Below are 12,534 nucleotides of genomic sequence, written 5' to 3' on the forward strand. Positions count from 1 at the left end.
TTACATAAATTGAAATGGGTTTGTGTTCGATTCAGAAACAAAGAGCTGTACATCATACTTTTTATCTGAACATAGCGATTGAAGCTTCGCCTTTACGCCCTCTTTCATAATCTTTTCTGCATAATGCCCTGGGTCCACTACGTTTAGCCCGAGCATCATGGCATCATGGGCGACATGGAAATAAAGATCCCCTGTCACATACACATCAGCACCCATTCTTTTCGCTTGATGAATGTATTTATTTCCGTCTCCGCCAAGCACAGCCACTTTTTTCACAACAGCGTCCTGATCACCTACAAAGCGAGCACCATTTACATCCAGCTTTGTCTTCACAAATCGTGTAAAATCTCCAAGGGTCATAGGCTCTCTTAGCTCCCCTATACGGCCAAGGCCTTTTTGAATTGGAGGAAGATCTGTCGTGTGTACACTATAAGCGACTTCTTCATAAGGGTGTGCTTTGATCATTTCACGAATCACTTGTTTTTCTATACTTGCCGGGAAAATGGTTTCAATCCGCACTTCTTTGACAAATTCCAATTGACCGCTCTCACCAATGAACGGATCCGCATCTTCTGATGGCAAAAAGCTGCCTGTCCCCTCATTTGAAAACGCGCAATGGCTGTAGTTGCCAATATGGCCTGCGCCCGCATTTCCTAAAGCTGTACGGATGGCTTCTTCAAATTCCTGCGGGACATACAGGGCAAGCTGTTTGATTTGATCTTCATATGTCGGGACTAACACACTTGTTTCTTCAAGCTCTAAAGCCTCCGCAAGCAAGTCATTGACTCCTCCATCAGCCACATCTAAATTCGTATGTGCCACATATACCGCAATATCATGTTTGATGCATTTCTCAATGATCCGTCCAGCTGGCTGATCTGTCGCTACATGTTTTAACGGACGAAAGATCGGTGGATGGTGAGCAATAATGAGATCCACATTTCTTTCGATCGCCTCATCTACCACATTCTCTAATACATCCAAGGTGATCATGACATTGTTTACCTTTTTATTTAACGTCCCAATCTGGAGACCGATTTTGTCACCTTCTACGGCATACGCCTTTGGTGAAAATTGTTCAAATAATTGGATGATTTCATGTCCGTTTACTGTTTTAGCCAACAGTCAAAACCTCCTTTAGAATCTTTATTTTTACATGCAGCTCTTCAAGGCGCTCCTTATTCTCTTCTGCCCGCGCTGCCTGCTGAATTTGACTTTCTATTTTCTCCATATGCTGAAGCTCTTGCATCCACTTGCGCCGGAAGACGTCGTTTTGCTCTTTCGCAAGAAACGGACCAACTAGCATGCCTGTTTCAATCGACATCCCTTCATAGGCTTTATCTTTGTCGCCTTTTTCTGCGATCATGATTTCGTATATTTTGCCATCCTCTTCTAAAATGACTTCATCCATCAATTCATACCCCTCTTGATAGAGCCATAAACGAATGTGGTGAGCATGGATATTTGGCTGAAGAATGAGCCTCTCATGGCCTGCGAGCTTATGCTTGCCGTCATTTAAAATGCTTGCGATGAGTGCTCCGCCCATACCTGCAATCGTGATAGCATTCACTTCGCCCTTTTCAATAACTTCAAGGCCATTACCTTTTCTGACCGAGATCTGGTCATCTAATTCAAGTCTATGTACTTGCTGCTTCGCCGATTGAAGCGGTCCCTCTGTAATTTCACCAGCAATGGCTTTTACTGCTTTTTGATGCAGGATCGCATAGCATGGCAAATAGGCATGATCTGAGCCGATATCAGCAAAGACGGCCTCATGTGGTAAAAAGTCTGCGACTCTTTTTAATCGTTTTGATAAATTCATTTCATTCATACGTATCACTACTTTTCTTTAATGTTCATACTTGTCTATCTTATATAAATTATGGACTTTTTAAAAGTCGTTTTCAAATGAAAAAAGCTCTTCTGATGAAAAAGAGCTTTTTGCGTAACATTATTTAATTTTGGATACCCATTCCGACATTTCATCGAGCTTTTCATTCGGGATCAGCCCGCCTGGCATCCCGTTGCCGCCTTCTTGAATTTTCTTCTTGATGTCTGCCACTTCAAGCTTGTCTCCAACGCCTTTTAATGCAGGACCTGCGCCGCCTTCATAGTTTTCCCCGTGACAGCTCAAACAGTTTTGCTTATACAATTCTTCCGGCGTCGCATTCGCTGTCTCTTCTTGTTTTTGCTCCTCGCCTCCAGAGGCGATTTTGTCTTCATCTTTCAACCCCTTCATTGATAAGAAAAAAGTGAGTCCAATACCTAAAATGGCAATCAATAAGAATGGTATAAGTGGATTCCGTTTCATTTCTTTCATCCTCCCCTTTGTGAAAACCCCTTTGAGACTATGCAAACAATTCTAATTCTACTTTAATTTTACAAAAAGTAAACGAATTATGATACAAAACTTTGGTCAAGTTCACAGATTAGACAAAAATGATGCAAGATGAGAAATGAAGACTTCAGCACATTTTGATGTATTTTTTATACATCTTTTCTCTAAGAACGTTGCAAATTCATTTGTTATTCAGTAAAATATAATCAGATTGAAAAAAGCGTTTTCATTTTTGATGAAGAAAGAACGGATCTCTTTCAAGATCCGTCCAGTTTCTACTCTAAGAAGTCTTTTAATCGTTTACTTCTGCTTGGGTGTCTTAATTTACGCAGAGCTTTCGCTTCAATTTGGCGGATACGCTCTCTTGTGACGCCGAACACCTTTCCAACCTCTTCTAACGTACGTGTTCTTCCGTCATCTAGTCCGAAGCGTAGTCTCAGTACATTTTCTTCACGGTCCGTTAGCGTGTCTAATACATCTTCAAGCTGCTCTTTTAACAATTCGTATGCAGCATGGTCAGATGGAGATGTCGCCTCTTGGTCTTCAATAAAATCACCAAGATGCGAGTCATCTTCTTCACCAATAGGTGTTTCTAAAGATACAGGCTCTTGCGCAATTTTAAGAATTTCTCTTACCTTTTCTGGAGTTAAATCCATGTCTTCAGCAATTTCCTCTGGCGTTGGTTCTCTGCCTAGGTCTTGCAGAAGCTGTCTTTGAACACGGATCAATTTATTAATGGTTTCCACCATATGAACCGGGATCCTGATTGTTCTGGCCTGATCGGCAATCGCACGCGTGATCGCCTGTCTAATCCACCAGGTTGCATATGTTGAGAATTTGTATCCTTTGCGGTAATCAAACTTCTCAACTGCCTTCATAAGACCCATGTTTCCTTCTTGAATCAAGTCAAGGAACAGCATACCACGACCGACGTAGCGTTTCGCGATGCTGACAACGAGACGAAGGTTTGCTTCCGCTAATCTTCTTTTTGATTCCTCATCGCCTTCTTCGATCTTTTGAGCATACGTAATTTCTTCTTTAGCAGATAACAAATTGACGCGTCCGATTTCTTTTAAGTACATACGAACAGGATCATTAATTTTGACACCTGGTGGTACGCTTAAATCATTCAGGTCAAATTCCTCTTCTGCTTTAGCCAGCTGCTGAACATTTGGGTCTTCTGTCTCTTCGTTTTCACTGATGAGCTCTACACCCTGTTCGCCTAAGTATTCATAGTATTCATCCATTTGGTCTGATTCAATTTCAAAGCTAGACATACGCTCTGCAATTTCTTCGTATGTTAAAACGCCCCGTTTTTTACCCGTTTCAGTGAGCTTATCTCTCACCTGTTCAAAGGTTAATTCAGTTTCGGTTTCGTGGGCTTGTTTATCAGCCATTATGGATCCCTCCTTCCAAAGCTTGCAACGAATTCTAAAGTAACTTGCGATTTGCTTTCGCTCTGCTTTTCTCTCTTTATCAAACAGATGAGCAAATAGGAATAAAATAAATAATGATGAAGGCAAGATGCTTGCGGTCTTATGCTCCTCCCGTAAAGGATTCATTGCCAGCCGTAAGTCTTGTCATAAATATTAGACGTATTACTTCAGCGAACGGTTCAACTGAATAATTTCTTTTGCAAGTGTTGCCGCTTTGAAGAAATCTTTTTGCCTCTCCGCTTCTGCACGTTCTAGTTCTTTTTCCTTTATCATTGACAAATTCCGATGATTCAACACTTTTTTTACATAATCACTTAATTCAGCTTCACTTAGTTCGTCTCCAACTTGAATCATGAATATATCCGTCAGAAGCTGATTGATAATATCATCTTCTATACGGTTCATCAGATGCTGGGGCGTTGGTTCTTTCCCTTCTTCATACAAAGCATAAATGTACGTGGCCAGCGCCCTGTGAGAATCTATATTAAATTCAATCCCTACTCTGTCAAGTACTTTTCGGATCACGTCATCACTTTTTAACATATGAGCAAGCAGCATTCGCTCTGCATTTTCATATGCTGGCCGCAGACGCTTTCTTCTTACCTGTGTTGACAGATGTGCACGCCGTTTTTCAAGCCCGCTTTCTTCCTGTGTGCTTTTGGCTTCTTGCCGCTGCTGTTTTTCAAAGAGCTCCAGTTGTTCTTTTAATGAATCAAGTGAGATCAAGAACTCTCCAGCAAGCTGTTTCATGTAAATCTCTTGTTCCAAGGAACCGTTTAACCGGCTAATTTCTCGGAGTACCTGCTTCATATAAGTAAGCCGGTCTCCTTCGTCAGATAAATTCTTTCCCCTACGGAAAAAGTTCATCTTAAAAGTCATTAATGTCACACTTGCATCTATGATGTCATTCCTAAATTTCTCGCCGCCATATTTACGAATGTAATCATCTGGATCAAGTCCATCTGGTATCATGGCAACGCGAACTTTACATCCTCTTTTTCCAAGCAAATCTGATGCTTTCATGGTGGCTTCATAACCGGCCGTGTCAGAGTCATAGCAAAGAATGATCTCTTCTACGTTACGTCTGAGAAGTTTTACGTGTTCTTCTGTTAGAGACGTACCCATTGTTGCAACACTTTCGCCGACACCTGATGTGACAGCTGAAATGACGTCAGCAAATCCTTCGAAAAGAACCGCCCGTTCGCGTTTTCGTATATGCATACGCGCGTCATGAAAGTGATAAAGCAGCTTACTTTTATGAAAAAGTGGCGTTTCAGGACTATTCATATACTTAGGCTGCTGATCACCAAGCGATCTTCCGGAAAAAGCGACAACTGTCCCATGATGATCATGAATGGGAAACATCACACGATCCCTAAAGCGGTCAAAAAAGCCTGTTCCGTTTTCACGTTGAATCAAAAGACCAGCCTTCTCCATCATCACAGGATCAAACCCTCGTTTTTCTAAAAACTTGGTCACGAAATCCCAAGAGTCAAGAGCATATCCGATCTCAAACTTGGCAATTGTTTCATCCGTAAAGCCTCTCGCCCGTAAATAATCGAGTGCGTTTTGACCTTCCTTTGTATTTACCAGCAAATGGTGGTAAAATTTCTTAAGAAGCTCATGCGCTTCAATCATTTTATGATCTGCAGTGTCCTCTTGCTGTGAGGAGCTGACCTGAGCATTTGCTACATGATCAGGCAAATCAATATGGTACTTATCAGCAACATGTGAAACGGCTTCAATAAATGAGTAGCCTTCCATTTGTCTGAGGAACGAAAATACATTACCTCCTGCACCACAGCCAAAACAATGGAAGATTTGCTTATCTGCTGAAACAGAGAATGAAGGAGTATTTTCACCATGGAATGGACAAAGACCGAAGTAATTTCGACCTTGCTTTCTAAGCTGTACGTATTCTCCAATCACTTCGACAATGTCTGCGTTTTTTTGGATTTGCTCCAAAAGTTCATCTGGTATACGTTTGCTCATCCTATAACACTCCGTCGTACATTATTCGCCTTTTAATTCAAAAATCCTTCATGATTCGACAGGATTTTTTGTAGCTGCGCAATAAATCGCTTTTTATCCTCTTCTAAAAGCTTTTTGGGACCTTTTCCATATACACCTTTTCTTCGCTGTTTACTGGAAACATGTCTGCGTTCCAAATCAAAATCAATTGTTTCGTTTGTGTACATCCGTCCTCTTTCAGACAGTACAATGACCTGTCTTGGAAGCAGTAAGGAGGCAAGACCAATGTCTTGGGTGACGACAATATCATGCGCGGCAGCTGAGTTCGCAATGACTAAATCCGCTGCTTCCTTATGTGTATCTACAAACCGCCAATCTTCAAGTGGAGATCTTTTGGTTTGAAAATGCTCATATGAAGCAATGAACATCACAGGTACTTGAAATTGAGATGCGACAGAAAGGATTTCGTCTTTTACAGGACAAGCATCTGCATCGACATAAATCGTCCTCTCTTGTTTATGTTCATTCAGGTGACTAATTCTCCATCCCTCCACCTTATTCCTGCTTTAGAGAAGCAAAAAGACCATACTTTCCCCCCATATAGCAAACAACAGTAAAACTCATTTTGTCGAAAAGTTATGTTCAGAATCACTTGACTTCTGCCAATATTAGTTTATTCGTTCTTGACTTAACTTAAACCTAAAATCAATCATTTTATCACAATTTTTTATTATAATACAAATGCAGCAAATATGCCATTGTTTTTGTTTACCCGTTTCCCACCATAGGAAAAACCCAGGAGGAGCATCCTGAGTTTATTCGGAACCTCTTTTGGTCAGCATTTGATGAATGACATTTGCCGTTTCCTCAACTGCTTTATTCGATACATCAACGACTTGACAGTTAATGCGGTCCACCACTTTTTCAAAATACTCTAGTTCTTCTTTAATCCGCTCAATGTTCGCATAAATTGCGCGATCATTTAAACCTAGAGATTTCAAACGCTCTTTACGAATATGATTTAGTTTGTCTGGACTGATTTTTAGACCGATGCATTTTTTTGGATCAACTGAAAATAACTCCTCTGGCGGATCTACTTCAGGAACAATTGGAACGTTCGCTACCTTCAGCCGTTTATGCGCCAAGTATTGAGATAATGGTGTCTTAGATGTGCGTGATACACCGATGAGCACAATATCAGCCTTTAGAATGCCTCTTGGGTCTCTGCCGTCATCATACTTCACTGCGAACTCAATGGCTTCAACCTTTTTAAAATAGTCCTCATCTAATTGACGTACACGCCCCGGCTCATGTTTCGCTTCATTTCCATAAGCAGTCTCCATTTTATCGATGAGTGGTCCGATGATGTCATAATAAACGACTCCGTTTGCTTCTGCCTCTTCAATTAAGAATTGGCGCATTTCTGGCACAACAAGAGTAAAGCAGACGATTCCGTTATCTGCTTTCGCCAGTGAAATGACTTCTTTAATCGTACCGACATCCTCTACATACGGAATTCTTCTAATATTTGAATGGTCTGATGAGCCGCCATCAAATTGGCTAAGTGCCGCTTTGACCACGAGCTCTGCCGTTTCTCCTACTGAATCTGATACCACAAAAATTACGCGATTACTCATAACATCCCCTCGCAGTCTTCTGTCATTAGATTATTTCATTCTCCGATAAGCTAACAAGTATTTTCGTCATGTTTGTTTTCGTAATTCTGCCGACCACTTCAAAGCCTTTATCCGTATCTTTTATAACAGGAAGTGCATCTATCTGCTTTTCAATCAAGTGCTTCGCCACATCCATAATAAAATCTTCCTTGCGGCAAACGGTGATGTTCGGCATTCTTGTCATAATAATATGGACAGGGATAGATGGAAGCTCCTGTTTTCCAATACTTGCGCGAAGGAGGTCTTTCCTTGACAACACGCCTGTTAAAATAGAGTGATCATCCACAACGAATAATGTGCCCACATCCTCTAAAAACATCGTACAAATCGCATCATAAACTGAAACATTCTCATGTATCACCACTGGAATGGATTGAAAATCTTTTACTTGAAGTTTTTTCAGCTTATCTGCTAGAAGCTGCGTGCCTGTTTTTCCTGTGAAAAAGTAGCCGACCCTTGGTCTTGCTTCTAAAAAGCCTGACATCGTTAATATGGCTAAATCCGGTCTGAGGGTCGCCCTAGTTAAGTTCAGCCGATCGGCGATATGCTCTCCAGTGATCGGACCATTCTCTTTGACAATCTGTAAAATCTGCTCTTGCCGTTTATTTAACTCGATTGTACTCACCACCTTTAAATAGAGAGAGCGAATCTTTACTTTATGTATATCATTTTCATAACTCATCATATTATAGCGCATCTTTGTCCGAATGAAACAAAAATCCACTCAAAAACCGTGAATTAAATGAGTAAAAAACGATTGCCCTTCGAAAAAGGCAACCGTTCTTAGGTATTTATTTTACAATTAAATTGTTCATATTCGCAAATGATTGAATGACTTTGGCTAGTTTGACCATTTGCGCCAAACGATTTCGCTTCAGCTTTTCATCATCCGCATGTACCATTGTGTGATCGAAATAATGAACAATCGGTGTTTTTAACGTATCTAGCGCCTCAAGTGCTGCGCTGTATTGCCCTGCTGCTACATGTTCCTTGACAGCTGTCTCTACTTGTTGATACGCCTCATATAGCTTTTGCTCATGCTCATTTTCAAACAGCTCAGGCTGAATCTCTGCATCTTCCCCTTTTTTACTGATTGAAATGACGCGTCCTAATGCTTCTGCCGTTTCTTTGAAGCTTTCTTGTTTCACGCTCTCTTCAAGAACAGCTGCTTTTTTCACGACTGCATAAGGTTCAATATTTTCAACATCCAGCACTGCATCCACAACATCATGACGGATATGCTCTGCTTGGAGGACATATTTTAAACGGTGTGTCAAAAATTCAATCAGAGCAGCTTCATGTTCTGCTTCTATTTGAGCAAGTGCCAAAAGCTCTTTAAATGAAATATTCCAATGACGATCGAGCAGGATTTGAACGATACCGCTCGCTTGTCTTCTCAGTCCATAAGGGTCTTGAGAGCCTGTTGGAATGACATCAATTGAGAAGAAGGAACAAATAGAATCCAGCTTATCTGCTACTGCCACAATCGCACCAATCAAAGTGGAGGGCGCCTCATCACCGGCAAAGCGCGGCATATAGTGCTCGTTGATGCTCTTTGCCACTTCTTCATGTTCGCCAAGTGCTTTTGCATATTTCTCGCCCATGATTCCTTGTAATTCTGGGAATTCATAGACCATTTGAGTCACAAGATCAAACTTCGAAATACTTGCTGCTCTTGCCACTCGTTTTGTCGTTTCGTCATCTGCACCGACATGCGCTGCTAGACGGGTCGCAATGTCTGTCACTCTTTTTAGCTTGTCGCCAATTGTGCCAAGTTTCTCATGAAATACAACTTTATCAAGCTTCTTAATATTGTCATCAATGACTAGTTTTTCGTCTTCTTTATAGAAGAATGCAGCATCTGATAAACGTGCACGAAGTACTTTTTCGTTCCCTCTTGCGACATTTTCAAGCGCCTCACTGTTTCCATTTCTGACCGTAATAAAGTGCGGCAATAATTCCCCTTGCTCATTTTTCACAGGGAAGTAGCGCTGATGCTCTTTCATTGTGGTCACTAATACTTCTTCCGGCAATGCAAGGAATTCTTCTTCAAAGGAACCAGAAAGCACCGTTGGATATTCTACAAGATCGTTGATTTCTTCTAGAAGCTCAGGATCAACAGGAATGACCCAGCCTTTTTCTGAAGATAGAGCATTTAGCTGCTTAGTAATGGATTGTTTTCTTTTATCTGAATCTGCAATGACAAATTGATCGCGCAATGTTTGCTCATAAGAAGCAGGCGAGTCGATGGTGGCTGCCCTACCAAGGAAACGGTGTCCTCTTGTCTCACGGCCGCTTTTCACTCCAGCAATTTCAACAGGTACAATCTCCTCTCCAAATAAACAAACAATCCATTTAATCGGACGGATATAGCGTAAATCTTTGCTTCCCCATCTCATGTTCTTTGGAAAACTTAATGAGGCGGCGATCTCACCTAACGCTGGCAGAAGGTCTTTGACTTGCTTTCCTTCTTGAAACTTTTGGACATGAACGTAGTCCACTCCTTTGATCTCTTTAAAATAGAGATCAGCTGTTGAGGCACCTTGTCCGCGGGCAAAGCCTTCTGCTGCTTTTGTCCAATTGCCTTCAGCATCTTTCGCAATCTTTTTAGCTGGGCCTTTTGCTTCTTCTTTGATGTCTTCTTGTTTTTCTGCGACACCTTTCACGAGTACAGCAAGACGTCTTGGTGAGTTGAATAAAGCAACATCTTCAAATGAAATATTTTGCGTTTCAAACCATGCTTTTACTTTCTCACCTAGCTGCTTTGTGCTTTCCGGCATGAAACGAGCCGGCATCTCTTCTAAGCCAATTTCGAGTAATACATCTTGTTTATTCATGAGAAGCCGCCTCCTCTTTTAGCATAGGGAATCCCAATTTTTCTCGTTCTTCATAATATGTTTTGGCTACTTTTCTGGCTAACTGGCGCACTCTTCCGATATAGCCAGTTCGCTCGGTAACAGAAATCGCGCCCTTTGCATCGAGCAGGTTAAACGTATGAGAGCATTTGAGCACATAATCGTATGCTGGGTGAACAAGCCCTTTGTCCATTTGGCTATGCGCTTCCTTCTCATAGGTCGTAAATAACTCAAACAGCATGTCAGTATTAGATGTTTCAAATGTATAAACAGAGTGCTCATATTCAGCCATTAAGAATAAATCTCTGACTGTAAACCCGTCTGTCCATTCAAGATCGAAGACATTTTCTTTGTCCTGGATGTAGGAAGCAAGACGTTCAATACCGTATGTGATTTCAACGGAAACAGGCTTACATTCTAAGCCGCCGACTTGCTGGAAATACGTGAATTGTGTAATTTCCATCCCATCAAGCCATACTTCCCAGCCAAGTCCTGCACAGCCAAGAGATGGGTTTTCCCAGTTGTCTTCCACAAAACGAATATCATGTTTCAGCGGGTCAATACCAAGTGCTTTCAATGATTCAAGATACAGTTCTTGAATATTGTCAGGTGACGGCTTAATGATCACTTGAAATTGATGATGCTGATACAATCTATTTGGGTTTTCTCCATATCTGCCATCAGCCGGGCGTCTTGAAGGCTCTACATATGCTACCTTCCACGGCTCTGGGCCAATGCTTCGCAGGAACGTGTATGGACTCATCGTTCCGGCACCTTTTTCTGTGTCATACGCCTGCATTAATACGCAGCCTTCATTTGACCAATGCTTTTGCAGCGTCAAAATCATGTCTTGAATATTCAATGATCGCACCTCCATCTTTTCTACACCATCCGCTATGATATGGCGGGTGGGGATGAGAACCCCGCAAGAGAACACAAAAACTCCCGTCTCTATGCTCGCAAGGCTCCTTGCAAACATAGGGACGAGAGTTTTTCCCGCGGTTCCACCCTATTTGCTGGTGTCGTAGCATCCAGCCGCTTTGTTTTACGTTGCTCAAGAATGCCTTTCGTTACGCCTCCATCCTTAGCTCACACCGCCCTAAGGTCGCTTTTAATGAATTCTGCGTAAGTACTTCTTTCTGTCAATGCAACATATTTTATCTTAGATGATCTTACAAAAAGTCATGGGAGATGTCAACTTTTGTTTTCCCCGCCCATTAGCTTTTTCATGGATTCCATCTGATTCATGAATTTTTTTGATTTCAAATAAAGGCCTGAATACTCGTCATAGTAGTGATCGAGCACTTGACGAATTTCTTGTTTCGTCTGCGGTTTCACATCAACCTGACCGAGCCTTGATAAATCAAAATAATGAAATAAACGGAGCAGCCTTGCAGCTGCTGGGGATAAGGGCAGTTTATACGGATCTTTAGAAAAGCAATTTTGGCAAATGAAGCCGTTATCTCTAATAGAGAAATGAAACTGCCCTTCTTTTTGACCACAATGGACACATTGATCAAGTTCAGGCTTCATTCCCATTACTGATAACATTTTGACCTCTACGATAAATAAGATAATATCAGCATCTGTGCCTTCATTCAGATGACGCAGAGATTGAAGCAGGAGCTCAAACAAATAAGGGTTTGGCTTTTTTTCTTCTGTGCCTTTATCGAGTAACTCTGTCATATATGCGGCATATGCGGTCAAAAATAAATCCTCCCGAATGGTTCGCATACTTTCAATCATTTCGCCTTGCTGGAGCGTTCCAAGTCCTGTTGATGATTGGATCAGGAAGGTTCCGTATAAAAACGGCTGGCTTATGGCTGACAGGCGGCTGTTTGATTTTTTTGCACCTCTTGCCATCACGCCAATTTTCCCATGTTCTCTAGTGAGCAGCGTGACAATTTTGTTTGTTTCGCCATAATCTGTTGTTCTAAGGACGATTCCTTCACTTTTAATGAGCATTTGTCTACACTCCGAGCATTGGAGGGGGTCAAGAATTATAAGATTGGAAAATCAAATCGTGCTATCTCTTCTTCAAGTACATCGGGTCTTTCCAGGTTCTCCTTTTCTAACTCTTTGAAAAGCAGATACGTGTCAACGCTTCCTGTTTGTGAAAATACGTTCCATGTAAAATTCAACATAAAAACCCCACCTTTCTTTATTAGAAGCAGCAACGCTACATCCAACATATTAATTTTATCTTGACCAAGCTACCTCCATTTCATGATAAACAATTTTTACTAATCGAACCGCAC

The 12,534-nt window shown here is 41.4% G+C and carries 12 protein-coding genes; all 12 read right to left on the reverse strand.

Features of this window, described 5'->3' with window-relative positions; translation table 11 throughout:
* Positions 1 to 1,122: a Nif3-like dinuclear metal center hexameric protein gene (locus MHH26_RS10115; protein WP_060596667.1), complete on the reverse strand. Its 1,122-nt coding sequence runs from the start codon at positions 1,120 to 1,122 to the stop codon at positions 1 to 3.
* Positions 1,115 to 1,831: a tRNA (adenine(22)-N(1))-methyltransferase gene (locus tag MHH26_RS10120; protein ID WP_106030984.1), complete on the reverse strand. Its 717-nt coding sequence runs from the start codon at positions 1,829 to 1,831 to the stop codon at positions 1,115 to 1,117. The genes MHH26_RS10115 and MHH26_RS10120 overlap by 8 nt, the downstream gene beginning before the upstream one ends.
* Positions 1,832 to 1,951: 120 nt before the next feature.
* On the reverse strand, positions 1,952 to 2,311 hold the full coding sequence (gene cccA / locus MHH26_RS10125; protein ID WP_003217503.1) for a cytochrome c550: 360 nt from the start codon (positions 2,309 to 2,311) through the stop codon (positions 1,952 to 1,954).
* Positions 2,312 to 2,613: 302 nt separating this feature from the next.
* Complete coding sequence (gene rpoD / locus MHH26_RS10130; protein ID WP_008342392.1) at positions 2,614 to 3,735, reverse strand: RNA polymerase sigma factor RpoD; 1,122 nt, start codon at positions 3,733 to 3,735, stop codon at positions 2,614 to 2,616.
* A 201-nt stretch (positions 3,736 to 3,936) separates the two neighbouring features.
* Positions 3,937 to 5,766, reverse strand: a complete 1,830-nt coding sequence (dnaG, locus tag MHH26_RS10135; protein ID WP_340973338.1) for a DNA primase — start codon at positions 5,764 to 5,766, stop codon at positions 3,937 to 3,939.
* Positions 5,767 to 5,798: 32 nt separating this feature from the next.
* Positions 5,799 to 6,299 carry a YaiI/YqxD family protein gene (locus MHH26_RS10140; protein ID WP_106042432.1) on the reverse strand — a complete coding sequence of 167 codons (501 nt, stop codon included), beginning with the start codon at positions 6,297 to 6,299 and terminating at the stop codon, positions 5,799 to 5,801.
* 261 nt (positions 6,300 to 6,560) lie between these two features.
* Positions 6,561 to 7,382 carry a pyruvate, water dikinase regulatory protein gene (locus MHH26_RS10145; RefSeq protein WP_008342399.1) on the reverse strand — a complete coding sequence of 274 codons (822 nt, stop codon included), beginning with the start codon at positions 7,380 to 7,382 and terminating at the stop codon, positions 6,561 to 6,563.
* Positions 7,383 to 7,407: 25 nt separating this feature from the next.
* Positions 7,408 to 8,046, reverse strand: a complete 639-nt coding sequence (locus tag MHH26_RS10150; RefSeq protein WP_024423017.1) for a helix-turn-helix transcriptional regulator — start codon at positions 8,044 to 8,046, stop codon at positions 7,408 to 7,410.
* A gap of 166 nt (positions 8,047 to 8,212) precedes the next feature.
* Positions 8,213 to 10,258: a glycine--tRNA ligase subunit beta gene (gene glyS / locus MHH26_RS10155; RefSeq protein ID WP_340973340.1), complete on the reverse strand. Its 2,046-nt coding sequence runs from the start codon at positions 10,256 to 10,258 to the stop codon at positions 8,213 to 8,215.
* A complete protein-coding gene (gene glyQ, locus MHH26_RS10160) occupies positions 10,251 to 11,138 on the reverse strand; it encodes a glycine--tRNA ligase subunit alpha (RefSeq protein WP_012010611.1) in 888 nt (295 codons plus the stop codon). Before glyQ ends, glyS begins: the two co-directional genes overlap by 8 nt.
* 332 nt (positions 11,139 to 11,470) lie before the next feature.
* A complete protein-coding gene (gene recO, locus MHH26_RS10165; RefSeq protein ID WP_012010612.1) occupies positions 11,471 to 12,241 on the reverse strand; it encodes a DNA repair protein RecO in 771 nt (256 codons plus the stop codon).
* A gap of 35 nt (positions 12,242 to 12,276) precedes the next feature.
* A complete protein-coding gene (locus MHH26_RS10170) occupies positions 12,277 to 12,420 on the reverse strand; it encodes a YqzL family protein (protein WP_003217288.1) in 144 nt (47 codons plus the stop codon).
* Between the last annotated feature and the right edge of the window lie 114 nt (positions 12,421 to 12,534).

The sequence above is a fragment of the Bacillus sp. FSL K6-2839 genome (assembly GCF_038003365.1).
In the GTDB taxonomy this organism is placed as follows: domain Bacteria; phylum Bacillota; class Bacilli; order Bacillales; family Bacillaceae; genus Bacillus.

What these genes read in the sequence shown, in the direction of transcription:
- MHH26_RS10120 (WP_106030984.1), bottom strand. Translation starts at nt 1,831, where the DNA reads ATGAATGAAATGAATTTATCAAAACGATTAAAAAGAGTCGCAGACTTT.
- cccA (WP_003217503.1), bottom strand. Translation starts at nt 2,311, where the DNA reads ATGAAACGGAATCCACTTATACCATTCTTATTGATTGCCATTTTAGGT.
- rpoD (WP_008342392.1), bottom strand. Translation starts at nt 3,735, where the DNA reads ATGGCTGATAAACAAGCCCACGAAACCGAAACTGAATTAACCTTTGAA.
- dnaG (WP_340973338.1), bottom strand. Translation starts at nt 5,766, where the DNA reads ATGAGCAAACGTATACCAGATGAACTTTTGGAGCAAATCCAAAAAAAC.
- MHH26_RS10145 (WP_008342399.1), bottom strand. Translation starts at nt 7,382, where the DNA reads ATGAGTAATCGCGTAATTTTTGTGGTATCAGATTCAGTAGGAGAAACG.
- glyS (WP_340973340.1), bottom strand. Translation starts at nt 10,258, where the DNA reads ATGAATAAACAAGATGTATTACTCGAAATTGGCTTAGAAGAGATGCCG.
- recO (WP_012010612.1), bottom strand. Translation starts at nt 12,241, where the DNA reads ATGCTCATTAAAAGTGAAGGAATCGTCCTTAGAACAACAGATTATGGC.
- MHH26_RS10170 (WP_003217288.1), bottom strand. Translation starts at nt 12,420, where the DNA reads ATGTTGAATTTTACATGGAACGTATTTTCACAAACAGGAAGCGTTGAC.